Origin of the sequence: Billgrantia antri (assembly GCF_019430905.1) — a bacterium.
Taxonomy (GTDB): domain Bacteria; phylum Pseudomonadota; class Gammaproteobacteria; order Pseudomonadales; family Halomonadaceae; genus Halomonas; species Halomonas antri.
In genome coordinates, this window is sequence record NZ_JAHYCA010000001.1 from 233,095 (window position 1) to 256,528 (window position 23,434).

Genomic DNA, 23,434 nt, shown 5'->3' on the forward strand with positions numbered 1-23,434 from the left:
CGACAGCGCCACGACCACCAAGGACTCGGCCGTCGAGATCGCCGTGCTGGCCAACGACAGCGACCCGGACGGCGATCCGCTGGCGGTGGGCAGCTTTACCCAGCCGACCAACGGCAGCGTCACCCAGAATGACAACGGCAACCTCATCTACACGCCGAACCAAGGCTTCGTTGGGAGCGACACTTTCACCTATCACGCCTCGGACGGCGAGCTGGTCAGTGATGATCCCGCCACCGTAACCGTCACGGTCGAGGAAGACGAACCACCGCCAGCATCCGGCACGCTGCAGTTCCAGCAGGGCCTCGACGGCTATGCGGGTGTCGTCGATACCTACCTCCACGGGGGCTCCAAGGCCACCAGCCGGGCCGGGGTGACCACGCTCAACGTCGACAGCGACGACAAGGGCAACGCGGTACAGACGCTACTGCGCTTCGAGCAGATATTCGGCAGCGGATCCGGGCAGATCCCGCTGGGCGCCACCATCGTCTCCGCCACCCTGGAGCTCAACACCACCGGCAAGGGTGACGGCGCCCGGCTGCACCGCATGCTGATGCCGTGGAACGATACCGATACCTGGAACACCTTCACCGATGGCCTCCAGGCCGACGGCGTCGAAGCCCATGCCAGCGCCGACCTGACCACCGGCTTCGTGCCCGCCGGCACTACCCGGCTCGACGTCACCGCCAGCCTGCAGGCCTGGGCCGACGGCACGCCCAACTACGGCTGGGCGTTCCTGCCGACGGGCCCCAACGGCTGGGACTTCCACTCGGCGGAGGGCAGTACGCCACCGCGGCTGATCGTCGAGTACACCACCGACGGCAGCGAGCCCGGCAATAACCCGCCGGTGGCCAACGACGACAGCGCCACGACCACCAAGGACTCGGCCGTCGAGATCGCCGTGCTGGCCAACGACAGCGACCCGGACGGCGATCCGCTGGCGGTGGGCAGCTTTACCCAGCCGACCAACGGCAGCGTCACGCTGAACCCCAGCGGCACCCTCACCTACTCGCCGAACCAAGGGTTCATCGGCAGCGACAGCTTCACCTATCGCGCCTCGGACGGAAGTCTCCAGAGCGATTCGGCCACGGTCATCGTTTCCGTCGAATCCGGCATGCCCCCGCCTATTCCGCTGGAAACCTCTTATATTGCGACCGAATTCGGCACCGACCACCGACGCAATTTCGAGCACACCAATGCCAACAAGAGTTTCTTCCATGCCGGTACCTGGTGGGCCGTGCTACCGGAGCAAAGCGGCTGGCACGTGTATCGCTTCGACGGCACCCTACCCGAACCAGGCACGATGGGCGGGTGGTCGATAGCGAGCCCGACCATGATGACCAGCGGCCGCCGAGCCGACATCGCCTGGAATGACGCGACCGATACGCTGTACGTGCTCAATTTCGGACCCACCGAATCGACGCCGCATCTCTACGCCATGACATATGACACCCAGGCCGAGTCGTTCGCCGTGTCAGCGGAGATCAAGCTAGCCGGTTCGGGCGGCAAGCTGCCGGGGGTGGAATGGCAGCGCAATCCCGACATGGCGCTGGGAATGGATCAGAACGGCAATCCGCTGGTGGCCATTATCGGCCCCTCTGAAGCGGGCGGCGAACAGGGCTTGAAGCTGGCCTACCCGACCTCGAGCGACCTCTCGGCCTGGAGCGTGGTGGACATCGATGATGGCCCCACCACCGTCTCGGCCAGTAACGGCGACAACAAGGTCGACTTCGTGTCCTTCCAGTTGAACGGCGTCGACCATGTCGGTCTCGTCTACGGCGACAGCACCGCGAACGCCTGGAAGTTCGCCTCCCAGCCAACCTCCGCGACGCCGAGTGACTACGCCGACGGCTGGACCATAGAGCAGATCACCGACCGCGTGCCCCTGGACGATCATCTCGCCGTGGTATGGACCGGCAGCACCCTCGTCATGACCATGAAAGACGACACGGATGCGATCTGGTTGGTCAAGGGCCTGCCCGGCGCCTGGGAGGAGCCGGTACTGGTGCATGCCGCCTCCCACAAGGCCAGCCGGCCGACCCTGGCCTATGACGAAGACAATGACTTCATCTATGTCTTCTACCAGGAGAACGCCGTTAGCCCGTATGGTGATATTCACTTCAAGGTCTCGCAGGTCGCCGAGCTATCTTTCGACACCGCCTCCCCCGGTACGCGAATCCTGACCAGCGGCAGCAGCGACGAGAACATGATCGACCCGCAGACCCCCACACATGCCGTCGGAGAAGCGACCGGCGACAAGTTCTTTCTGTTCGCCCGCAACGCCGAGGCCAAGGAGATCTGGTACAACGACTTCCAGCTTGACGACGACATCTTCCTCGCCTGAGCACCGAGCTCGTCATGCCTCGCGCACTGCCCGGGCAAACATGTCGGTGAGCGGCTTGAGCAGATAGCTGGCGAAGGTACGCTCACCGGTGCGGATCATGACTTCCGCCGGCATCCCCGCCAGCAGCTGCATGTGGCTGTCCAAGGCCTGTCGCCCCGTGTCGGACACTTTCAGCCGAACGCGATAGAACCGCGCATCGGTCGCCTCGTCGACCTGGCTGTCGGCACTGACATAGACCACTTCAGCCAGGCTCGAATAGGTCTGGCGCTGGTTGAAGGCGGTAAAGCGGATCTCGGCCGCTTGCCCCGGGTACAGTCGGTCGACATCGCGTCCGGGCACGCGCGCTTCGATGATGAAGCCATCGCCTGCCGGTACCAGGTCGAGCAGCGAATCGCCCGGACGCACCACGTCGCCATTGGAATGCACGCGGCGTTCCACCACCGTACCGGCCACGGGTGCCCTTACCGTGGTTCGCAGAACCTGATCCGACAGCGAGATGATGCGCTCCTCGGCTTCCGATACCCGCGCCTGGACGTCGCGCAGCTGCTCGCCCACTTCTTTATGAAATTCCTGAATTCGAACCTCGCGCAGCATGCGGTTCTCGCTCAGTTGGGAGCCCAACCGACCGATCTCGGCACGCCGGCCGGCCACCTCGCCTTCGAGTTGCAGCAAGTCGCGCTCGACCTCCCGCAGGCGCAGGTTATCGACGAGTCCCCTGGCATAGAGCCCGCGCAAATCGTTCTCCTCGGCGCTTAGCGAGGCTAGGTGACGCTCTCCCAGCCTTACCGTCTCCTCCAGCCCTTCGATCTGTCGTCTTAGTTGTATGACCTGCTCGTCCAAGGCGTTCAGGGCACCGCGATGGGATTCCCGCCGCGCGACGAACAGTGCCTGTTGCAGGGCCAGCACCTCTTGAACCCTCGGCAGGTCGCTCGTTGCAAGTTCTTCGGGAATCGACAGCGTTGCATTTCCTTGCTGCTCGGCCAGCAGACGCAGTTCCGTGGCCCGGTGAATGAGGTATTGAGAGCGCATGATCTGCAATTGGCTGCGCGCCTGGGTGTCGTCGAGCACGACCAGGGGCTGGCCTGCCGTCACGCTGTCGCCATCCTCCACCAGAATCTCCCGCACGATACCGCCTTCGAGATGCTGAACCGTGCGCCGATAAGACTCCGCCGCCACGTACCCCGGCGCCACCACCGATACCGAGAGTTCCGCGGTAAAGGCCCAGCCACCGAAGCCCCCCAACCCCAGCAGCAGCACCAACAGGCCAAGGCGGTGATAGCGTCTCTCGTCGAGGGGAACGTGCGGTGGGGCCAATGCCGGCGCCGAGCCTGTCCCCCCGTATGGCTGGTCGTCTCGTGCCGTCGTCATCTTCGCCTCTCCACGGGTGGCGCCGCCTGGCGCGGCTGCGCCTCGGCGGCCGCACTGGGCACCGGCTTGATTGTCAGGCTTGCCATTACCTCTTCACGCCGGCCGAAGCGCTGCATCTCACCATCGCGCAACAGCAGCAGCCGGTCCATTCCCTTCAGCACGCTGATGCGATGGCTGATCACGCACAGGGTGACGCCCTCCTGCTTGAGCGCCGACATCGCCGCCGCCAGGGCCTTCTCTCCACGGTCGTCGAGGTTGGCATTCGGCTCGTCCAACACCACCAGCACGGGGTCTCCATAGAGTGCGCGCGCCAAGGCAAGGCGCTGACGCTGCCCCCCTGAGAGGCCGCTGCCGGAAGCGATGAGGGTGTCGTAGCCATCGGGGAGGGCCAGGATCATCTCGTGGACGCCCGCCTTGCGCGCCGCTGCCACGACCCGGATCGAATCGACCTCGCCGAAGCGGGCGATGTTCTCGGCAATGGTGCCATCGAACAGCTCGATGTCCTGGGGCAGGTAGCCAATGCACGGGCCCAAGGCGTCACGCTGCCAGCTTGCTATATCGGCTCCGTCGAGTCGCACCGTACCCGCCGACACGGGCCAGATGCCCAGCATGACCCGAGCCAGGGAGGATTTGCCGGCGGCACTCGGCCCGATGATGCCGAGGTGCTCGCCGGGTCCCAGCTCGAAGTGGATGTTGCTCAGCACCGCAACTCGGCCTCCCGGCACGCTTGCGGTCACGCCCTCCAGGCGCAGCCGGCCGCTTGGCCGTGGCAAGGGCATCCGCTCGGGCTCCATCGGTACCCTGAGCAGCAACTCCTCGAGACGGCGGTAGGCGCCACGAGCGGAAATGAAGCCCCTCCAGGTACCGATCATACGGTCGATAGGGGCCAGCGCTCGCCCCATGACGATGGAGCCGGCGATCATCATCCCCGGTGTCAGTTCTTCGCGCAGCACCAGCCAGGCGCCCAGTCCCAGGATCAGGGATTGGGCCAGCAGGCGCAGCACCCGTGCACTGCTGGCCAGCGCCTCGCCGCGATCGCTGGCCCGGGACTGCCCCGCCAGGTAGCGCCGGTGCCGCTGCGACCAGCGCGCCAGAATGCCCGGCAGCATGCCCATGGCATGCAGCGCCTCGGCGTTGCGCAGGTTGGCGTCGACCAGTTCGTTCGCCTTGATCTGTTCGATGGCAGCCCCGCTCAGCAGCGGCTGGGTCAGCTTCTCCCCCACTGCGGTCAGCGTCAGCAATACCAGGCCGGACAGCGTGGCGAACAGGCCAAGCCATGGATGGAAGAGAAAGAGCACTGCCAGGTAGACCGGTACCCAAGGGGCATCGAAGAAGACCAGCAGCCCGTTGCCGGCAAGGAACTGGCGCAGGGTAGCCAGGTCGGTGAGCGGCTGAGCCGACTGCCGGCTGCCCGTCAGCAGGCTGTGCCGAAACATGGCCTGGCACAACCTCCCGCTGAGCTGAAGGTCCAGGCGATTGCCGATACGCACCAAGATGCGCGAACGCACCAGCTCGAGCAGCCCCATGATGAGGAACAGGAAAACCACCACCAAGGTGAGCATCAGGAGGGTCTCGCCGCTCAGGGTAGTCAACACGCGGTCGTATACCTGCAGCATGTAGATGGCCGGCACCAGCATCAGCAGGTTGACGAAGAGGCTGAAGAGCCCCACCGAGGCAAAGGAACCCCGACAGGAATGCAGGGCATGGTGAAGCTCCGAGGCTTGAGGTATCCGGACCATTGCGGGTCACCGAATGAAGAAGACGCCAACCCAACCTTCATTACAAAAAAGATACATACCGTTTCAATCACGGTAGCACGCCACGCGCACGTCACCACCAAGCGTGCAGGAAAATGAACCTAAAAGGTTGATGACGCTAAGCCTTTAGGCTGAGCAACCGAGGCATCGGACCGCCTACCTCAAAAACGACGACGCCTCGTGCCGTCACCGGCACGAGGCGTCGGGATGCGTTACCGCCGGATTCAGCGATAGACCGGGAAGCGGGCGCAGACGGCCTCGACCTTGCCCTTCACCTCGGCTTCGATGGAGGCGCTATCGTCACCCTTGGCCATGGCGTCGAGGATGTCGCAGATCCAGCCGGCCAGTTCGCGGCACTCGCCCTCGCCGAAGCCGCGGGTGGTTACCGCCGGGGTGCCGATGCGCAGGCCGGAGGTGACGAACGGGCTCTGCGGGTCGCCGGGCACGGCGTTCTTGTTGACGGTGATGTGAGCGCGACCCAGGGCGGCATCTGCATCCTTGCCGGTCAAGCCCTGCTTGATCAGCGAGAGCAGGAACAGGTGGTCTTCGGTGCCACCGGAAACCACGTCGTAGCCGCGCTCGATGAACACCCCGGCCATGGTCTGGGCGTTCTTCACCACCTGCTGCTGGTAGGCCTTGAACTCGGGCGCCATGGCCTCCTTGAAGCACACTGCCTTGGCGGCGATGACGTGCTCGAGCGGGCCGCCCTGGATGCCGGGGAAGACAGCGGACTGCAGCTTCTTCTCGATCTCGGCATCGTCTTCGGCAGAGAGAATCAGGCCACCGCGCGGGCCGCGCAGGGTCTTGTGGGTGGTAGTGGTCACCACGTGGGCATGGGGAAGCGGGCTCGGGTAGATACCGGCGGCCACCAGGCCGGCAATGTGGGCCATGTCGACCAGCAGGTACGCTCCCACGTCATCGGCGATCTCGCGGAACTTCGCCCAGTCGATGACCTGAGAGTAGGCAGAGAAGCCGGCGATGATCATCTTGGGCTGATGTTCGCGGGCCAGACGCGCCACTTCCTCGTAGTCGATGCGCCCCGTGTCGTCGATGCCGTACTGCACGGCATTGTAGTGCTTGCCGGAGAAGTTGGGCTTGGCGCCGTGAGTCAGGTGACCACCCGCGTCGAGGCTCATGCCCAACACGGTGTCGCCCGGCTTGACCAGCGCCTGGAATACGGCACCGTTGGCCTGGGAGCCGGAGTGGGGCTGAACGTTGGCGTAGGAGGCACCGAACAGCTGCTTGGCATAGTCGATGGCCAGCTGCTCGACGATGTCGACGTACTCGCAGCCGCCGTAGTAGCGCTTGCCGGGGTAGCCTTCCGCATACTTGTTGGTCAACTGGCTGCCCTGGGCCTCCATCACCCGGGGGCTGGCGTAGTTCTCGGAGGCGATCAGCTCGATGTGTGCTTCCTGACGGGCGAGCTCTTTCTGCATCGCATCGAACAGGGCGTCATCGAAACCGGCAATCGTCATGTCACGGCTGAACATCGGCGGGAAACCTCGCATCACGGGGAGAATCGGGATGCGCCATGATACCCCAGGCCATGACGGCTTTCACATGAAAGGCCGTCATGGCATCGTGCAGAAATTCTCATGCTGGGTTTAGTTAGGAAACGCTAGACAAATCGACGAGCGAGATGAAGCGCAAGGCGCACGGAGCACAAGAACCGGAACATATGGGGAATATGTGAGGATTCTGACCGGGCTGGCGCTCCAGCACCGCGCAACGCAGCGATTCGCTCGCGCAGGCATTTGTAAGTGTTTCCTTAGCGTGTCTCGACCTTTACGTTGAGCTTGTCGACCACCCCCAGCGGATCGGTTTGGTAGCTGGCCACGCTGCTCTCGGCGGGCAGGTTTAAGCGAACTTCCAACTCCTCGGCGGAACCCTCCAGCAGTTCGACCAGCCCCAGCAAGACCGCTTGCGCCTCCGGGCCGAACATCATGCCGAGCCCCTGGGCCTGGGTGCGCGCCTGCTCGACGTACTGTGCCTCGGTCATCCCTTCCATGGCTGCACCCAGGGTTGCCAGACGAGCAAACAAGCCCGCGTCGGTGAGGCTCAGCCGCATGTCTCCCCCCAGCAAGGTCGCACGCTCCAGCCAGTCGGGGTCGGCGAAAGCATCGGCCGGCGTCACCCCGGCCGGCAGTCGCACCGGCAGATTGACGTCGAACAGCAGACGCAACGCGTCCTGAACATCGATCTGGCTATCGCTGACCAGCACGCTGTGCTCGCCCTTCTCCTGCCAACTACCGAGAAGGGCGGCGTCGAGCCGTAGTTCGCCGCTGCCGTCGGTCAGCACGTTGCTAACCATGCGCAGCTGGGTACGCTCCTCTTCGGGCGCCAGCTCGATCATGCGCGCCAGATCGAGCTGAAGCCCCTCGAGGCGCATGCCGCCCTTGCCATCATTGAAATCACCATCGACGTCGAGCATGGCCAGGCTGCCGACCAGTTCGCTGGCATCGACGTCGAGATCGCGCAGCAGCAACGACGCCAGCGTTTCTTCACCTTCGGTATCGAGCCCGGTCAGTTCCTCGAGACGCAGCGAGGCCAGGGTGAAGGAGCCCGAGCCAATCTCGTCCAGATTTTCCGCCGCCCCCGCCACGCCGGTGATCTCGAGCATGCCGATGGCGTCGTGGGTCAGCGATTCGCCGCGCACCCGCTCGATGGTCATGCGCCCTTGGCCGTCCTGCAAGGGCGTGTCGAAGAAGAGTTCCTCGCCCAACTCCGAGGCCAGTTCGAGCACGATGCCGTCGATGGCCAGGCTGCCGAGACGTACCTCATCGGGAGCCAGTTCCGCATGCAGCGGGAAGACCGCGTGCGAAGGTTCTCCCAGCACGATTCGCTCCGCACTCATCAGCGTCAGCTCGGTGAGGCTGTCCTCGATGCGCAATCCTTCCAGCGTCACCTCGTCGGGGGCGTCGTAGTCGCCGCTGACGATATAGCGATCGATCACCAGACGCTCGCCCTCCTCGGCCTCGAAGACGATCTCCTCGGCGGTCACACGGGATCGCAGCATCCCGCTCGAAACCTCGCCCAGCGAGAGGTTGCCGCCTGCGCCGAACAGCGCCCGCAGGTCGGCCTCGAGCCGCTCTGCATCGGCGGCTACGGTAGTACTGCCGCCCATGAGCGCCACGCAGGTCAGCAACTGGCCCAGGCGAGTCACCGAGGAGTTAAAGGCTTGCATGAACATCACCTCCTGTGAATGCATAGAAACCGGAGTGGCGATGTCAGCCAGCGCCACGCTTACACAGTGTAACCTTATCGGTAGTGCAGTTGTGGCCTCGTGCAAGTCGCTAGCCAATGCCGGTTCAACGCATTGGCCAGCGCCGCCGGTCAGGTCAGGCCTCCCCCAGCAGACCGAGACTGGCCGCCGGCGCCTCCCGGCGCAGTCCACGCGACAAGGCGTGGCCGATGGCTCCGATCAGCAGCGCGCCGCCCAGCGGCAGCACCAACCACAGCCACGGATGCAGCCGCGGAGCCAGATCGAGCCAGGCCACGTAGATGCCGGCAACGGCCAGCTCGGCCAGCAGTGCGCCCATCAGGCCGCTGGCCAGGCCGAGAATGGCGAACTCGGCCCCCTGCACGCGGGAGATCAGGCCACCGCCGGCGCCGAACACCCGCAGCAGGCCGCTCTCATGCGCGCGCGCCGGACGGCTCACGGTCAGTGCCGCGTAGAGCACACTCACCCCGGCCAGCAGCACAAAGGCCAGCACCAGCTCCACCGCTCGGGTGACCTGGGTCACCACGTCGCGTACCTGGGCCAGGATAGCGTCGATGTTGAGCAGCGATACGCCTGGGAAGCCCTGCACCAGTCGGCGCAGTGTCTCGCCCTGCCCCGCCTCGAGGTGGAAGGCGGTGATGAAACTGTGGCCGAAGCGCTCCAGCACCCCGGGTGGGAAGATGACGAAGAAATTGGGGCGGAAACTGTCCCAGTCCAGGTTGCGCAGACTCGTCACCTCGCCGACCACCTCCTCACTGCCGATAGTGAAGGTCATCTGGTCGCCGAGAGCCAGCCCCAGGCGTTCGGCCAAGCCGTCCTCGAGCGAGATCGGCACCGTGACCTCCCGGGGCTCGGCATCCACTGCTCCGAGCCAGCCAGTCCCTGCCTGTGCGCTCTCCAGGTCATCGAACCAGCGGCCGGCCACCACCCGGTTGCCCTCCGGCAGTTCGGCCTGCCAGGTGAGGTTGAGTTCACGGCGCAGCGAGCCGTCACCGCGGGATTCCACCGGCACCGCTTCGCGTGCCGGCTCGCCGTTGATCGCAGTGAGGCGTCCGCGCACCATGGGATAGAGCGCCGTGCGGTCGTCGGCATTGGCGTCGAGGGCGTCGATGAATGCCTCGCGCTCGCCGGGCTGGATGTTGATGGCAAAGTAGTTGGGCGTGTCCTCGGGGAGCTGGGCCTGCCAGGTGGTAAGCAGATCCCCGCGCACCAGGGCAATCATCGCCATGGCGAAGAAGGTCACCGCAAAGGCGAGCAGCTGGCCCAGGCTGGCGCTACGTCTCCTGGCCAGCTGACGCCCTCCCAGGCGCACGGCCTGGGACAGCTCGCTGCTACTGCGCCCCTGCGGCAGGCGAGACGCGAGGCGCAGCACCAGGCCGAGCAGCAACGCCCCCAGGCCCCACAGCACTACCAGCATGACCAGGCCGCCGACCAGCAACGAGGCCGCCAGGTCGATATCGCCGGAATAGAGCCACAGCAGGCCGCCGAAGACCAAGCTGGCCACCAGCACGACCAGCCAGGCCGAGGCCGGCAGCGGATCGAGCTCGCGACGCAGCACCTTGAGCGCGCTGACACGCTTGAGCCTCAGCAGCGTCGGCCCGGCGAAGCCGACCAGCACCGCCAGCGCCGTCAATATGCCGAGCCACAGCGGCAGCCAGCCCGGCGGCGGTAGGCTGAGCGGCAGGAACGCCGTCAGCAGAGCCAGCAGCGCGGCCTGACCTGCCAGGCCCAGCAGTGCACCCAGAAACGACGCCGCCAAGGCCAGCCACAGCAGCTGCAGGGCAAACAGCCAGGTCAGGTCGCGCTGGGAGGCACCGAAGCAGCGCAACAGCGCCGCGGTGTCTAGATGTCGCTCGACGTAGCGCCGCGTTGCCATGGCCACCGCCACACCGGCCAGCAGCACGGCGGCGAGCCCGGCCAGGCTGAGGTACTTCTCGGCGCGTTCCAGAGCGTTGCCAAGCCCCGGGCGGTCGCGCCTGACATCGCGCACATCGACCCCTTCACGGCGCAGCCGCTCGATCAGCGGACCCAGTTGCTCCAGCGCCTGGGGTGGGCCGGCAGCAAGCAGCTCGAACTCCACCCGCGCCCCGGGTTGCACCAGGTTGGTGGCGTCTAGATCATCGAGATGCATCATCAGACGCGGGTTGAAATTGGCGAAGCCAGCGGACTGATCCGGCTCGCGCTCGACCAGGCCGGTCACCGTCAGCTCGCCTTCGCCGACCTGGATGCGATCGCCCAGCTCGGCCTCGATCAGCAGCGCCAGGCGCGGCGCCAACCAGGCTTCGCCGGGAGCGGGTCCGTGGGCCAGGGTCTCGATGCCCTCGCCGCGGTCGACGTAGATCTGGCCGTAGTGGGGATAGATGCTATCGATCACCTTGAGGCTGGCCGGCTGGAAGGCGTCACCGAGACTGACCATGGTCACCATGTCGACCTGGTCGCTCAGCGTCATGCCAGCTTCCTCCAGGGTGCGACGTAGCTCGTCATCGAAGGGACGCCCCTGCTCCAGCACCAGATCGCCCCCGAGCAGCTGCCCAGCCTGGCGGGTCAAGCCCCGGTCCAGACGATCGAGGAAGAAGCCGATCATGGTCGAGGCAGCCACCGCGAGGGCCAGGGCGACGAACAGCGCACGCACGTCGCTGGCACGCAGGTCGCGCAGCAACCCGCGGGCGGAGAGCCGCAGCAGGTTGGTACCGGCTGAGCGGTTCGGCGTCCGGCTCATGCGCCCACCTCGTCGCGCACGAGCTCGACCAGCCGCCCCTCCTCCAGGCGCAGGCAGCGATCGCAGCGCGCCGCCAGGGCGTGATCGTGAGTCACCAGTACCAGGGTGGTGCCGGCCTCGCGATTGAGCTGGAACAGCAGCTCGATGATGCGCCCCCCGGTGGCCTGGTCCAAGTTGCCGGTAGGCTCGTCGGCAAAGACAAGTTCGGCGCCGGTGACGAAGGCCCGCGCCAGCGCCACGCGCTGCTGTTCGCCGCCGGAAAGCTGCTTGGGCAAATGATCCAGGCGTTCGCCGAGCCCAACACGAGCCAGCCAGTCGCGCGCCCGCGCCGCGGCATCGGGTAGCGGCGAAAGCTCCAGAGGAAGCAGCACGTTCTCGAGCGCCGTAAGGGTCGGCAGCAGCTGGAAGTTCTGGAATACGAAACCGACCCGGCCGGCGCGCAGCCGGGCACGACCGTCCTCGTCGAGCTGACCCAATGTCTCGCCAAACAGCTCGAGCTCGCCGCCACTCGGTTCGTCGAGCCCCGCCAGCAACCCCAGCAGGGTCGACTTGCCCGCCCCGCTCTGCCCGAGGATCGCCACGCTCTCGCCGGGGAACACTTCGAGCGTCAAGCCACTCAGAATGGTGAGCCGCCGCTCTCCGCTCACGACCTGCTTGCTCAGCTGCCGAGCATGTAGAATCGGTGTGGCATCACGCCTTGAGCCGGACGTCGTGGCGGGTGCTACAGCATCTCGAGTCGAGGAGTCGGACATGGTGAAAGGTTTCCCCATTGGTGTGAACGGAGTGTGCCGAGCCAGGCAAGCCCAGCGGCGATTAAGCTTCGCTGGCTCAGCCTGCGTCATACTGCTCGCCTTGATGCTGGCGGCCTCGGCGGCCCTGGCTGCAGAGCGGCCAATCGTGCTGGTCATGGGCGACAGCCTGAGTACCGCCTATGGCATCGAACGGGAAACAGGCTGGGTCCGCCTGCTGGAAGAGCGGCTCGACGGACACGCACGGGTGGTCAATGCCAGCATCAGCGGCGAGACCAGCAGTGGCGGTGCGAGCCGTCTCCCCGAGCTAATCGGACAGCACGACCCCGACATCGTTCTGCTAGAGCTGGGCGGCAACGACGGCCTGCGCGGCCTGCCGCCGAGCCAACTGGAGGCCAACCTGGCCGGCATGATCGAGGCCAGCCAGAGCGCCGGAGCAGAAGTCCTGCTGCTCGGCATCGACATTCCGCCTAACTACGGGCCGGCCTACCGCCGCGCCTTCACCGACGTATTCGCCCGCCTGGCCGATAACTACAATACACCGCTGGTGCCCTTCCTGCTCGAAGGGGTAGCGCTCGAGGAGGGCATGATGCAGGACGACGGCATTCACCCCACCAGCGACGCCCAGCCGATCATTCTCGACAACGTGTGGCCGGAACTGGCGCCGCTGCTGGAAGGCAATGGAGTGGAGCTGGCCGAAGCGGATCGGGAATGACACCACCAGTGCCAGAGGAATGAGTTCAACTCTTTTCGAGCATCAGCTGCTCTCCTGAGCCGCAGTCACCGGCGCCTTCTGCCACTGCTGCAGGCCGAGCCCGCCGAGGATCAGCACCAGTCCGACCAGGGTGGAGACGAGGATCGGCTCGCCCACCACCAGGTGGAGCAGCAGCAGCGACACCGGCGGCGACAGGAAGATCAGGTTCGAGACCTTGGCCGTGCGCGACACACGATGCACGGCCAGTTGCCACAGCACGAAGGCGATACCCATCTCGAACAGGCCGACATACACCCCGGCGCCCAAGGTCGCCCAGCCGTGCCAGGCAAAGCCGGGACCCAGCAGCATCAACAAGGTGAGTACCGGCAGGCCGACGCCGAAGTTCTGCCACTGGGCGACCAATGGCGGGCGGGCGTCGCGCACGTTGAGCAGCCAGTAGAGTGCCCACAGCAGGGTGGAAGCCAGCGCCAGCCCTACCCCCAAGGGGTCGGCAAAGTCTACGTTCAGCACCTGTCCCCGCGTGGCTATCACCCATACGCCCGAGTAGGCGACCAGCCCCGCCAGCACATCGATGCGGGTGAGCCGCTGCCCCAGAATAGGCACCGCGAGAAAGGCCATGGCAAGGGCCCAGGTGTAGTTGAGCGCCATGGCTTCCTGGCCCGGCAGGCGGTCGTAGGCACCGAACAGCACCAGGTAGTAGGCTACCGGGTTCATCAGGCCGGCCCAGGCCGCGGTGCGCCAGCCTTTACGCAATGCCTCGCCGAGCAGGCCCTGGCGAACCACCAGTGCGCCCATCAACAGCCACGACACCAGCGACGCCAGCCACATCAATTCCAGCGGCGACATGTCGACCAGGGCCACCTTGAAGGCAGTGGCCACGGTCGACCATAGCGCCACAGCGCCCAACCCGAAGAGCATGGCCTGGCGATCCTGGCTCGATACCTCCGTGCTCGTCGCTGCCATCTTCATCGGTCAATGTGTCCCAGGTCCCGCTCGGGATCGAGCCGGTCGCGCACGCGCTGCTTGAGCTGCTTGCTGTCGGGGAAGCCGCCGTCGCGCTTGCGCTCCCACAGCGATTCATCGTCGTAGAAGATTTCGAAGTAGCCCCCATGGGATGGCACCAGCGCGACCTCTTCCAGCTCCTCGCCGAAGGTGGAAAGCAGCTCCTGGGCCAGCCAGGCGCTGCGCAGCAGCCACTGGCATTGGGTGCAGTAGTGAATGCGGATGCGTGACATGCGGACACCCTGTCGCAACAATGGAGTGGTGATGATAGCAGCCAAGGAGCCTGAATGGCCGAACGCGAGATCAGCCAGTCGCGTCTCTACGAGTGGTTGACGGGCGACGACGACAGCCGCATGTGCCAGGACATCCCCGACGCAGCCTGTCGCGAGCAGCCGCATAACTTTTTTCTTCATCTGTCCGCCGCCTTGGGCAACAAGCTGGCCGACGAACTCTCCAGCGCCAGGTTGGTGCTGCCTTGGCTGCTCGGCGTAATCGGCGCTCCGCTATGGATGATTGGTCTGCTGGTACCGATTCGAGAGTCGGGCGCGCTGCTGCCGCAGCTGTTCGTCGCCGGCTTGATTCGCCTCAAGCCGCAGCGCAAGTGGGCCTGGGTGGTCGGCGGGGTCGTCCAGGCACTGGCCGCCGCGATTCTCGCGCTGCTCGCGCTGTATGGACAGGGCGGGCTCGGCGGTACCCTGGTGCTGGCCACGCTGATCGTTCTGTCGCTGGCCCGCGGGCTCTCCTCCATCGCCACCAAGGACGTGTTGGGCAAGACCATCGCCAAGGGTCGGCGCGGCAACCTGATGGGCTGGAGCGGCAGCGTCGCCGGTGCCATGACGCTGGTTGCCGGCGGCACCCTGATGCTGTTCCAGGATCGTCCTGGCGAGCTGGCCCTCGCAGCCCTCCTGGGCATTGCCGCACTGGGCTGGCTACTCAACGCGGCATGTGCGGCACGCATCAAGGAGGAGCCCGGCGCCGTGGAGGGAGGCGAGAACGCCTGGAGCAGCATCAAGCTGGGGCTGCGCCTGCTGCGTGACGATCGCGACTTCCTGCACTTCAATCTGTCGCGCTCGCTGCTGCTGGCCAGCGCCTTGTCGCTACCCTACGTCGCCCTGCTCGGCCAGCAGCAGAGTGGCACCGAGCTGGGCGGCCTGGGTGTGCTCATCGTGGTGTCGGGGGTGGCGGGCATGCTGGCCAACCCGTTGTGGGGCAAACGCGCCGACGCCTCGAGCCGTACCGTGCTGCGCGACACCGGCCTGGGGGCCGCAGCCTGCTGCCTGCTCGGTGCCGGTATCGCCTGGCTGCCGGGCGAGTGGACGCAAACGGTGTGGCCCTATGCCAGCGTCTATGCTCTGCTCGTCATCGTCCACGCCGGCGTGCGTCTGGGGCGCAAGACCTATCTGGTCGACATGGCGGGTCACGCTAGGCGCGCCCTCTATGTGGCACTCTCTAACACCCTGACCGGAGTGATCATGCTGCTGGTCGGCGGTGCGACCGGACTGCTGGCGCAATGGCTCGGCACCGACTGGCTGCTGGTGGTCCTGGCCGCCATGGGCCTGGCCGCTGCCGTCTCGGCCGCACGCATGCCGGAAGTTGAGTAGCCCCTGCGTTGTCAACGTGGCGCAGGCTAGCCATGATGTAGCATAGTCACGTTGTGTTACCGCCACGTCTCAGCCAGGAATGCTTGAATGAAACGCGCCCCATTGATCAGCCCGGAACTGCTCGAACGCATCGTCGATGCCTCGGAAGACGGTATCGTGGTCGCCGAGCAGGAAGGTGACGAGAACATCCTCATCTACGTCAACCAGGGCTTCGAGCGACTCACCGGCTACAGCACCGACGAGATCCTCTATCAGGACTGCCGCTTCCTGCAGGGCGACGATCGCGACCAGCCAGCGCTGGCCACTATCCGCAAGGCCCTGAGCGAGGGGCGCCCGTGCCGCGAAATCCTGCGCAACTACCGCAAGGACGGCACGATGTTCTGGAACGAGCTGTCGATTACCCCCGTCTTCGATGCCGACGACAACCTGACCTATTACATCGGTGTGCAAAAGGACGTCACCGAGCGCATCGAGGCCCAGATGGAGCTGGAGCGGCTCAAGGCCGAGCATGGGCTGCCCTGACAAGGCCGGACACGGCAAAAAAAACATCGCGGAGGGGTTGCTCTCGAGGCCTAGCGGAGATATACAGCCGTCAGGTGCCAGCCATTGGCGCCGATGGCGCTTCAGGTCCGTCGCTTCGGACGCGAAGCGAATGTGCGATACGTCGATCGCCGAGCGGTCGACACTGGGCCATGGGAGGATTTTCGCATGAGCCATGAACCCCTTGTCAGCGACACTCACGACGACGACCAGGACTTCCTCGAAGCGGTAAACGACGACGAGTACGTACGCCCCCGCGCCTCCAGCCGCGCCGACACCCTGCGCGCACGACGCCGCGTCGAGGCCCTGCTGGAAGAGCGACGCCTGCAGCGTGCCATCGAAGACGACTGGATGCTGATCGGCGAAGAGGAAGAGGAAGAGTAGGCAGCACTCCCCCGACACGAGGCATCCACGGATGCCTCGTTCAGTATGTCAATCCTCACAGCACGCCATGCCGCGCCACATGTGGCGTCAAGCACGGCAGCACTGGCCTTTGCCCCGCCCGGCCACTATCATCGGGGCCACTGAAACCCTCAACTCCAGTGGAATTCCATGGCGCAATACGTCTTCACCATGAATCGGGTGGGCAAGGTCGTTCCGCCCAAGAAGCAGATCCTCAAGGATATCTCGCTATCCTTCTTCCCGGGTGCCAAGATCGGCGTGCTGGGCCTCAACGGTGCCGGCAAGTCGACGCTGCTGCGCATCATGGCCGGCGTCGACAAGGAGCACGAGGGCGAGGCGCGCCCCATGCCGGGTATCAACATCGGCTATCTGCCTCAGGAACCCCAGCTCGACGACGAGAAGAACGTGCGTGAGACCGTGGAAGAGGCGCTGGGCGAGATCAAGGAGGCACAAGCCAAGCTCGACGCCGTCTATGCCGCCTATGCCGAGCCGGACGCCGACTTCGACGCCCTGGCCGCCGAGCAGGCGCGCCTGGAGAACATCATCGAGGCCGCCGACGCCCACAATCTCGAGCGCAAGCTCGAAGTGGCCGCCGAAGCGCTGCGCCTGCCGCCGTGGGAAGCCCGGGTAGGCAACCTGTCCGGGGGCGAGCGCCGCCGCGTGGCGCTGTGTCGCCTGCTGCTCTCCAACCCCGACATGCTGCTACTCGACGAGCCCACCAACCACCTGGACGCCGAATCGGTGGCCTGGCTCGAGCGCTTCCTGCACGACTACAGCGGCACCGTGGTCGCCATCACCCACGACCGCTACTTCCTCGACAACGTGGCCGGCTGGATCCTCGAACTCGATCGTGGCCATGGTATCCCCTTCGAAGGCAACTACTCGCAGTGGCTGGAATCGAAGGAGAAGCGCCTGGAGCAGGAGGCCAAGCAGGAGGCCTCACGGCAGAAGGCGATCAAGCACGAACTGGAGTGGGTACGCTCCAACGCCAAGGGCCGCCAGGCCAAGAGCAAGGCACGCCTCAACCGCTTCGAGGAGATGCAATCCGGCGATTTCCAGAAGCGCAACGAGACCAACGAGATCTACATTCCGCCCGGCCCGCGCCTGGGCGACAAGGTCATCGAGTTTCACGGTGTGTCCAAGCGCTTCGAGGACAAGCTGCTCTACGAGGATCTCTCCTTCAACGTGCCCAAGGGCGCCATCGTCGGCATCATTGGTGGCAACGGCGCCGGCAAGTCGACCCTGTTCAAGCTCATCACCGGGAAAGAGCAGCCGGACAGCGGCGAGGTGGTGATCGGCGAGACCGTCGACATCGCCTACGTCGAGCAGCTGCGCGATGCGCTGGAAGATAAGCAGACGGTGTGGGAAGCAGTCTCCGACGGTCAGGACATCCTCAACATCAACGGCTACGAGGTCTCCTCGCGTGCCTACGTCGGTCGCTTCAACTTCAAGGGCAACGACCAGCAGAAGTTCCTGCGCGACCTCTCCGGCGGTGAGCGCGGTCGCCTGCAACTGGCCCAGACCCTCAAGCAGGGCGCCAACGTGCTGCTGCTCGACGAGCCGTCGAACGACCTGGACATCGAGACGCTGCGCGCGCTGGAAGAGGCCCTCCTGGCCTTCCCCGGCTGTGCCCTGGTGATCTCCCACGATCGTTGGTTCCTCGACCGTATCGCCACCCATATCCTCGCCTTCGAGGGCGATTCCCAGGTGGTGTTCTTCGAGGGCAACTACACCGATTACGAGGCGGATCACCGTAAGCGGGTCGGTAGCGATACGCCGCATCGCATGAAGTACAAGCGTATCGACGCCTGACCGCTGCTATCGGGTCAAGCGACGAGGCCTCGCCACTCTGGCGAGGCCTCTCTCGTTACGGGTTCATGGGTCGCTGCAGGATCGTCAGCGCAGTTCGTACCTCTCGCCTCGTCGCGTCAAGGGCGTCGGCCGGTGACCAGCGAGACGATGAACAGCACGATAAAAAGAAAGAACAAGATCTGCGCGATGGTGGTGGCCGCCCCGGCGATACCGGAAAAACCCAGCACCCCGGCGATGATCGCAATGATCAGGAACAGCATGGCATTACCGAGCATAGGAACCTCCTTGGTTCATCCAGGCGCCATCCTTCGGCACCGCGTCCATGGTCCTCTTAAGCCTTGCGTGAGCCCGGGGAAGCGTCAAGTTACCATCGGTGAGTCGTTGTAACTCAATCCCGCTCAACCGACCTCAGTAGAAGCCCGGCTCGCCCCGCGGACGAGTCTTGAAGCGACGGTGCAGCCATAGATACTGCTCCGGATGCTTGCGTATCGCCTCCTCGATGAAGGCGTTGACACGTGCGGCATCGGCTACCTCGTCGCCACTGGGAAAGTCCTCCAGCGGTGGCCGCCACTCGATGGTGTAAGTGCGGTCATCAGGATTGCGATGGAACATCAGCGGTACCACCGGAGCCCCCGTCATGCGCGCGATCTTGGCCGTGAGGCGGATCGAGGCCGCATCGACGCCGAAAAATGAAGCGAACACGCTGGCGTCACGACCGAAATCCTGGTCGGGCGAATACCAGACGCTGTGGCCCGCCTTGATCCGCCGCACCACGCCGCGCAGATCGTGACGGTCGATCGCCTCACCGAAGATGCGGCTGCGCGCCCGGGTCATGAAACGGTCGAATAGCGGGTTGTTGTGGGGCCGATAGACCACGTCGGCAGGAAAGAAGAGCGAGTGGAAGGCGCCGCCGAGGTCGAGGGTCGAGAAGTGGATACCGATGATGAGCACCCCCTTGCCTTGCGCCTGGGCCTGGGCCAGGTAGTGGCCGTTCTTGCTGGCGACTCGATGGCGTAGGTGGAGGGGATCGCGACACCAGGCGGTGGCGGTCTCGAGCAGGCCGATGCCGTTGGCGGCGAAGGTTTCCTTCACCAGCCGGGCGCGCTGAGCCGCATTCAGCTCGGGAAAGCACAAGCGCAGGTTGGTCTCGACGATGTGACGACGACGCGGGATCAAGCGCCAGGCCAGCAGCCCGATACCGCGTCCGAGGGCGAGCTTCACGCGCCATGGCAGCCAGGCCCCCAGCCACATGCTGCCGATGGCCAGCCATGCTGGCCAGAACCGGGGGTGGGCGAAGGAGGCGGGCCAGTTTCGCTTGGACATACAGAATTCCGTTCGGTCTAATTCGGGCAGCGATCGCCCACCCTCAGGCAGGCGGCGTATAGCGTCTGGGAACTCGTGGCAGGATGCCGGTCAGCAGCGTGTAGCTGATGGTGTCGCAATGCCTTGCGACCTCGTCGACGGAGAGCACCGCTCCATGACGAGACCTGCCCCACAGCACCACTTCGGTGCCGATGTCAGCCTCGGGGATATCGGTGAGGTCGACCGTCAGCATGTCCATCGAGACCTTGCCGGCGATCGCCGTTCGTTGCCCCGCCACCAGCACCGGCGTACCGTCCGCGGCATGCCGATCATAGCCGTCACCGTAGCCGCAGGCCACCACCCCGATGCGCGACGGCCGGGACGCCTGCCAGCGACCCGCATAGCCCACCGGCTCGCCTGCCGCCAGGTCGCGCACGGCGATGATCTCGGAGCGCAGGGTCATCACCGGCTCGAGTCGGTGGCTCGCCTCGTTGGCCCGCTCGAGGGGATCGCTGCCATATAGCATCACCCCTGGGCGAACCCATGCACCATGCGCTTCTGGCCATGCCAGGGTCGCCGGGGAATTGGCCAGGCACAACGGCGCATCGAGTCGCCTCGCCAGGGCCTGCATGCAGTCGAGCTGACGCTGGAAGTACTTTGAGTCAACGGCATCGGCCGTGGCAAAGTGACTCATCAACAATAGGCCAGTGGCACACGTCGGCGCGGCGGCCAGGCGCTCCCAGACTGCCGCCGCCTGGTCAGGAGGAAAGCCCAGCCGATGCATGCCGGAATCGACCTTGAGCCAAACGGGAATGGGCTTGGCCGGTCGGTAGGCCAACAGCGCGCTCACCTGCCACTCGCTATGGACCGCCATCCACAGCCCCAGCGCCTCGACGCGAGCCAGCTCGTGCGGCTCGAAAATGCCTTCGAGCAATACGATCGATGATTCGATGCCTCCTTCGCGCAGGGCTTCCGCCTCTTCCAGGCAGGCGACGGCGAAGGCAGGCGGCCGCCGCTCGGCAGGTAGAGACTCCAGCGCAGCGGCACAAGCGACGGCACCATGACCGTAGGCGTCGGCCTTGATCACGGCCACCGCCCGGCTGTCACCGGCCAATTCACGCGCCAGCGAATAGTTGTGACGCAGGGCGCCGAGATCGATCTCGGCGAGCAAGGGCCTGGCCATGACATTCTCTCCACTTGGCGAAATAGCGCAAAATTATGTTTCAAACTCCTCGCTATTACACGAAGAAAACCACCGACTTATCGGTGGTTTTCGATATAAGAAACTCAAATCAACTCTATATTCAGCAAATCATCAGGAAGGCGCCTGGGGCCGCTCGCCAATGTTCATGACGGGATCGGGGTTGGCCTCGTCGGGCAGATCCAGCAGAACACGCTCCTCCTCGGAGAGCCAGGCATTGACGGCCTGGATCGAGTCCGGCCCGAGCAGCCCCGCCTGCTGCTGAAGCTGCAGCAGCCCAAGAATGTAGTCGTAGCGCGCTTCGGCATGTTCGGCAATAGCGTTGAACAAGTTCTGCTCGGCGTTGAGAACGTCGACGATGTTGCGCGTCCCCACTTCATATCCCGAACGCGTCGCTTCCAGCGCGCTCTGATTGGAAACGATCGCCTGGCGACGGGCCTCGACGGTTTCGACATCGTTATTGACGCGGGTAAACAGGGAGCGCACCTGCTGTATGGTGTCACGCCGCTGTGCCTCGAAATCGTACTGGCTGGCCTCCAGCAGGAAGCCGTTCTGGCGAATCTGTGCCTGGGTCGAGCCGCCGGTGTAGAGCGGCAGACTGGCACGCAGGCCGACCTGGCTTTCCGACTGATGATTCGTGCCCGTGCGATCGCTGTCCGACCAACCGTAGTTGGCGAAGGCCGACACCACCGGCTGCTGACCGGCCCTGGCGATGTCGACATTGCTGCGCGCTACCTCGATACCGGCCTCTGCCGCCAGCACGAGGGGATTGTTGGCCAGGGCCAGCGCCACCCACTCCTCACGATCCGCCGGCTCGGGAGGCGCAATCGGCACCTCGTTCTCCAGCGCTTCGATGCTGTCGTAGCGATGTCCGGTCAGGCGCTCCAGGGCCTCGAAGCTGACCTGCATGGCCCCTTCCGCCGCGAGGCGCTGGGCGCGCGCCAAGTCATAGGTGGCCTGCGCCTCGTGAACATCGGTGATTGCAATCAGCCCCACCTCGAAGCGCTCCTGCGCCTGCTCCAGCTGACGCTCGATGGCAGTCTCCTGGGCACGCCGTGCGCTCAGGACATCGTGAGCCCGAAGGATCTCGAAGTAGGCATCGGCCACGTCGAACAGCAGCTGCTGGGTTGCCGCGTCGACCCCCAGGGCATCGCGATCGATCTCGCGCTCGGCTCGCTCCAGCTGGGCACGGCGGCTAGGGTCGTACAGCGCCTGCTCGGCATCGAGGTTAAGGCCCGCGCTGTTGACATTATCGTCCTGTTCGGCCAGCCCCGGTATGGCCGCTTGCCCTCCACCCTGCCCGAACGCCGAGCCCGTGGCGCTCGAGTAAGTGCGGGTATGCGCCACGTTGCCACCCACCGAAACCTGGGGAAGCAGCGCACCGCGCTGTACGTCCCGCGCGGCTTCGGTGGCGCGGAAACTCGCCTGGGTGGACGACAGCTCGGCATCATTGGCCAGGGCATCCCGGGCGATGGTCCAGAGATCGGCAGCCTGTGCCTGACCGATCATGAGGCAACTGATGACAGCGGCCAGTCCCCGTGGGAAGCGGCGTGCGAAAGGTGGGCGAAGCATGTGTTCTTTTCCCCTTTTCATCCCTGCATGGTAAGGAGGCTAATGATATCCTATCAGCATGCAGAAAATATGCAGCCGACCCTTGGGTCGGCTGCCATTTCTTCGTCGTAGGGCCTACTCGTTGAAGATGTTGTCCATCGAGAGCCCTTGCTTCTCGAGTACCCGGCGCAGCTTCTTGAGCGCCTCCACCTGGATCTGGCGAACCCGCTCCCGGGTCAGGCCGATCTCGTCGCCGACCTCCTCCAGGGTGGCCGCCTCGTGGCCGCGCAGCCCGAACCGGCGTACCACTACCTCCATCTGCTTCTCAGTCAGTTCCGCCAACCACTCGTCGACGTGCTGCTTGACGTCGACGTCGACCAGCGACGACTCGGGGCCCTGCTCATTGTCGTCGGCCAGGGTCTCGATCAGTGGCTTGTCGCTATCGCCACCCATGGGGTAGTCCACCGAAGAGACCCGTTCGTTGAGCCCCATCATCTTCTTCACCGCCTCGACCGGCTTGTCGAGATGATCGGCGATCTCTTCCGGCGTGGCCTCGTGATCCAGCTTCTGGGTCAGCTCGCGCGCTGCCCGCAGATAGATGTTGAGCTCCTTCACCACGTGGATCGGCAGACGGATGGTGCGGGTCTGGTTCATCAGCGCCCGCTCGATGGTCTGGCGGATCCACCAGGTGGCGTAAGTGGAAAAGCGGAAACCGCGCTCGGGGTCGAATTTCTCCACGGCACGGATCAGGCCGAGATTTCCCTCCTCGATCAGGTCGAGCAGGGTCAGCCCGCGGTTGAGATAGCGCCGGGCGATCTTCACCACCAGGCGCAGGTTGGACTCGATCATTCTCGCCCGGCCCGCCGGGTCACCCTTCTGCGCCAGGCGGCCGTAGTAGACCTCCTCTTCGGGCGTCAGCAGAGGCGAGAAACCGATCTCGTTGAGATAGATCTGGGTGGCGTCGAGGCTATGGTGGTAATGCTTGTCTTCACGACTCAACGCTTTCTCGAAGGCGGCGTCATCGTCACTGGTTGCAGTGTCCGAATCCGTTTCGAGGTCCTGGTCGGCCTCGGTGACGTCATCGAGATCAACATCCTGAAGGTCCCGTTCAAGCATGCTCATCGGTTGCTACCCCGTGGTTTCGTCCTGAAATG

The 23,434-nt window shown here is 64.9% G+C and carries 19 protein-coding genes; 6 read left to right on the forward strand and 13 right to left on the reverse strand.

Annotated elements, in window-relative coordinates:
• Positions 1–2,341 (forward strand): Ig-like domain-containing protein (locus KPL81_RS01085; RefSeq protein WP_219790343.1); only part of this gene is annotated, 2,341 nt, incomplete at its 5' end.
• A gap of 12 nt (positions 2,342–2,353) precedes the next feature.
• Here KPL81_RS01085 and KPL81_RS01090 read toward each other — a convergent pair.
• From KPL81_RS01090 to KPL81_RS01115, 6 genes are all read right to left on the reverse strand, one after another.
• Entirely contained in the window at positions 2,354–3,709 is a 1,356-nt protein-coding gene (locus tag KPL81_RS01090; protein ID WP_209473573.1) for an HlyD family type I secretion periplasmic adaptor subunit, read from the reverse strand.
• Positions 3,706–5,448, reverse strand: a complete 1,743-nt coding sequence (locus KPL81_RS01095; RefSeq protein ID WP_209473574.1) for a type I secretion system permease/ATPase — start codon at positions 5,446–5,448, stop codon at positions 3,706–3,708. Before KPL81_RS01095 ends, KPL81_RS01090 begins: the two co-directional genes overlap by 4 nt.
• Before the next feature lie 242 nt (positions 5,449–5,690).
• Positions 5,691–6,956: a serine hydroxymethyltransferase gene (gene glyA, locus KPL81_RS01100; RefSeq protein WP_209473575.1), complete on the reverse strand. Its 1,266-nt coding sequence runs from the start codon at positions 6,954–6,956 to the stop codon at positions 5,691–5,693.
• A 278-nt stretch (positions 6,957–7,234) separates the two neighbouring features.
• Positions 7,235–8,650, reverse strand: a complete 1,416-nt coding sequence (locus tag KPL81_RS01105; RefSeq protein WP_219790344.1) for a hypothetical protein — start codon at positions 8,648–8,650, stop codon at positions 7,235–7,237.
• A gap of 154 nt (positions 8,651–8,804) precedes the next feature.
• On the reverse strand, positions 8,805–11,405 hold the full coding sequence (locus KPL81_RS01110) for an ABC transporter permease (protein WP_219790345.1): 2,601 nt from the start codon (positions 11,403–11,405) through the stop codon (positions 8,805–8,807).
• The gene (locus KPL81_RS01115; RefSeq protein ID WP_240548996.1) at positions 11,402–12,157 is read right to left on the reverse strand and encodes an ABC transporter ATP-binding protein; all 756 of its coding nucleotides are present in this window, start codon (positions 12,155–12,157) and stop codon (positions 11,402–11,404) included. Before KPL81_RS01115 ends, KPL81_RS01110 begins: the two co-directional genes overlap by 4 nt.
• Between KPL81_RS01115 and KPL81_RS01120 the strand changes: the two genes are divergently transcribed.
• Positions 12,156–12,869, forward strand: coding sequence for an arylesterase (locus KPL81_RS01120; RefSeq protein WP_209473578.1), 714 nt, complete (start codon positions 12,156–12,158; stop codon positions 12,867–12,869). The genes KPL81_RS01115 and KPL81_RS01120 overlap by 2 nt on opposite strands.
• A 42-nt stretch (positions 12,870–12,911) precedes the next feature.
• On the opposite strand, the gene KPL81_RS01125 is transcribed toward KPL81_RS01120, so the two are convergent.
• Both KPL81_RS01125 and KPL81_RS01130 read right to left on the reverse strand, forming a co-directional pair.
• Positions 12,912–13,838, reverse strand: a complete 927-nt coding sequence (locus KPL81_RS01125; RefSeq protein WP_240548997.1) for a DMT family transporter — start codon at positions 13,836–13,838, stop codon at positions 12,912–12,914.
• Entirely contained in the window at positions 13,835–14,104 is a 270-nt protein-coding gene (locus KPL81_RS01130) for an Rdx family protein (RefSeq protein WP_197448128.1), read from the reverse strand. The genes KPL81_RS01125 and KPL81_RS01130 overlap by 4 nt, the downstream gene beginning before the upstream one ends.
• A gap of 54 nt (positions 14,105–14,158) precedes the next feature.
• Here KPL81_RS01130 and KPL81_RS01135 point away from each other — a divergent pair, with 54 nt between their 5' ends.
• The 4 genes from KPL81_RS01135 (at position 14,159) to ettA (ending at position 18,226) form a co-directional block, all read left to right on the forward strand.
• On the forward strand, positions 14,159–15,472 hold the full coding sequence (locus tag KPL81_RS01135; protein WP_219790346.1) for an MFS transporter: 1,314 nt from the start codon (positions 14,159–14,161) through the stop codon (positions 15,470–15,472).
• An 87-nt stretch (positions 15,473–15,559) separates the two neighbouring features.
• Positions 15,560–15,994: a PAS domain-containing protein gene (locus tag KPL81_RS01140; RefSeq protein WP_209473580.1), complete on the forward strand. Its 435-nt coding sequence runs from the start codon at positions 15,560–15,562 to the stop codon at positions 15,992–15,994.
• Positions 15,995–16,180: 186 nt separating this feature from the next.
• Positions 16,181–16,396 carry a PA3496 family putative envelope integrity protein gene (locus KPL81_RS01145; RefSeq protein ID WP_209473581.1) on the forward strand — a complete coding sequence of 72 codons (216 nt, stop codon included), beginning with the start codon at positions 16,181–16,183 and terminating at the stop codon, positions 16,394–16,396.
• A gap of 168 nt (positions 16,397–16,564) precedes the next feature.
• Positions 16,565–18,226 carry an energy-dependent translational throttle protein EttA gene (ettA, locus tag KPL81_RS01150; RefSeq protein ID WP_219790347.1) on the forward strand — a complete coding sequence of 554 codons (1,662 nt, stop codon included), beginning with the start codon at positions 16,565–16,567 and terminating at the stop codon, positions 18,224–18,226.
• A 116-nt stretch (positions 18,227–18,342) separates the two neighbouring features.
• Here the strand turns inward: ettA and KPL81_RS01155 are convergent, their stop codons facing one another.
• From KPL81_RS01155 to rpoS, 5 genes are all read right to left on the reverse strand, one after another.
• Positions 18,343–18,501 (reverse strand): DUF1328 domain-containing protein, encoded by a 159-nt coding sequence (locus KPL81_RS01155; RefSeq protein ID WP_111413928.1) that lies wholly within the window; start codon positions 18,499–18,501, stop codon positions 18,343–18,345.
• A 133-nt stretch (positions 18,502–18,634) separates the two neighbouring features.
• On the reverse strand, positions 18,635–19,549 hold the full coding sequence (lpxL, locus tag KPL81_RS01160) for an LpxL/LpxP family Kdo(2)-lipid IV(A) lauroyl/palmitoleoyl acyltransferase (RefSeq protein ID WP_219790348.1): 915 nt from the start codon (positions 19,547–19,549) through the stop codon (positions 18,635–18,637).
• A gap of 43 nt (positions 19,550–19,592) precedes the next feature.
• On the reverse strand, positions 19,593–20,711 hold the full coding sequence (gene alr, locus KPL81_RS01165) for an alanine racemase (protein WP_219790349.1): 1,119 nt from the start codon (positions 20,709–20,711) through the stop codon (positions 19,593–19,595).
• Between the two features lie 132 nt (positions 20,712–20,843).
• Complete coding sequence (locus KPL81_RS01170; protein WP_219790350.1) at positions 20,844–22,301, reverse strand: TolC family outer membrane protein; 1,458 nt, start codon at positions 22,299–22,301, stop codon at positions 20,844–20,846.
• Between the two features lie 114 nt (positions 22,302–22,415).
• Positions 22,416–23,402 (reverse strand): RNA polymerase sigma factor RpoS, encoded by a 987-nt coding sequence (rpoS, locus tag KPL81_RS01175; protein ID WP_209473586.1) that lies wholly within the window; start codon positions 23,400–23,402, stop codon positions 22,416–22,418.
• Positions 23,403–23,434 lie beyond the last annotated feature (32 nt).

What these genes read in the sequence shown, in the direction of transcription:
- KPL81_RS01140 (WP_209473580.1), top strand. Translation starts at nt 15,560, where the DNA reads ATGAAACGCGCCCCATTGATCAGCCCGGAACTGCTCGAACGCATCGTC.
- KPL81_RS01120 (WP_209473578.1), top strand. Translation starts at nt 12,156, where the DNA reads ATGGTGAAAGGTTTCCCCATTGGTGTGAACGGAGTGTGCCGAGCCAGG.
- KPL81_RS01090 (WP_209473573.1), bottom strand. Translation starts at nt 3,709, where the DNA reads ATGACGACGGCACGAGACGACCAGCCATACGGGGGGACAGGCTCGGCG.
- KPL81_RS01130 (WP_197448128.1), bottom strand. Translation starts at nt 14,104, where the DNA reads ATGTCACGCATCCGCATTCACTACTGCACCCAATGCCAGTGGCTGCTG.
- rpoS (WP_209473586.1), bottom strand. Translation starts at nt 23,402, where the DNA reads ATGAGCATGCTTGAACGGGACCTTCAGGATGTTGATCTCGATGACGTC.
- KPL81_RS01105 (WP_219790344.1), bottom strand. Translation starts at nt 8,650, where the DNA reads ATGCAAGCCTTTAACTCCTCGGTGACTCGCCTGGGCCAGTTGCTGACC.
- KPL81_RS01135 (WP_219790346.1), top strand. Translation starts at nt 14,159, where the DNA reads ATGGCCGAACGCGAGATCAGCCAGTCGCGTCTCTACGAGTGGTTGACG.
- KPL81_RS01125 (WP_240548997.1), bottom strand. Translation starts at nt 13,838, where the DNA reads ATGAAGATGGCAGCGACGAGCACGGAGGTATCGAGCCAGGATCGCCAG.
- KPL81_RS01115 (WP_240548996.1), bottom strand. Translation starts at nt 12,157, where the DNA reads ATGTCCGACTCCTCGACTCGAGATGCTGTAGCACCCGCCACGACGTCC.
- KPL81_RS01145 (WP_209473581.1), top strand. Translation starts at nt 16,181, where the DNA reads ATGAGCCATGAACCCCTTGTCAGCGACACTCACGACGACGACCAGGAC.
- KPL81_RS01155 (WP_111413928.1), bottom strand. Translation starts at nt 18,501, where the DNA reads ATGCTCGGTAATGCCATGCTGTTCCTGATCATTGCGATCATCGCCGGG.
- lpxL (WP_219790348.1), bottom strand. Translation starts at nt 19,549, where the DNA reads ATGTCCAAGCGAAACTGGCCCGCCTCCTTCGCCCACCCCCGGTTCTGG.
- KPL81_RS01170 (WP_219790350.1), bottom strand. Translation starts at nt 22,301, where the DNA reads ATGCTTCGCCCACCTTTCGCACGCCGCTTCCCACGGGGACTGGCCGCT.
- alr (WP_219790349.1), bottom strand. Translation starts at nt 20,711, where the DNA reads ATGGCCAGGCCCTTGCTCGCCGAGATCGATCTCGGCGCCCTGCGTCAC.
- glyA (WP_209473575.1), bottom strand. Translation starts at nt 6,956, where the DNA reads ATGTTCAGCCGTGACATGACGATTGCCGGTTTCGATGACGCCCTGTTC.
- ettA (WP_219790347.1), top strand. Translation starts at nt 16,565, where the DNA reads ATGGCGCAATACGTCTTCACCATGAATCGGGTGGGCAAGGTCGTTCCG.
- KPL81_RS01095 (WP_209473574.1), bottom strand. Translation starts at nt 5,448, where the DNA reads ATGGTCCGGATACCTCAAGCCTCGGAGCTTCACCATGCCCTGCATTCC.
- KPL81_RS01110 (WP_219790345.1), bottom strand. Translation starts at nt 11,405, where the DNA reads ATGAGCCGGACGCCGAACCGCTCAGCCGGTACCAACCTGCTGCGGCTC.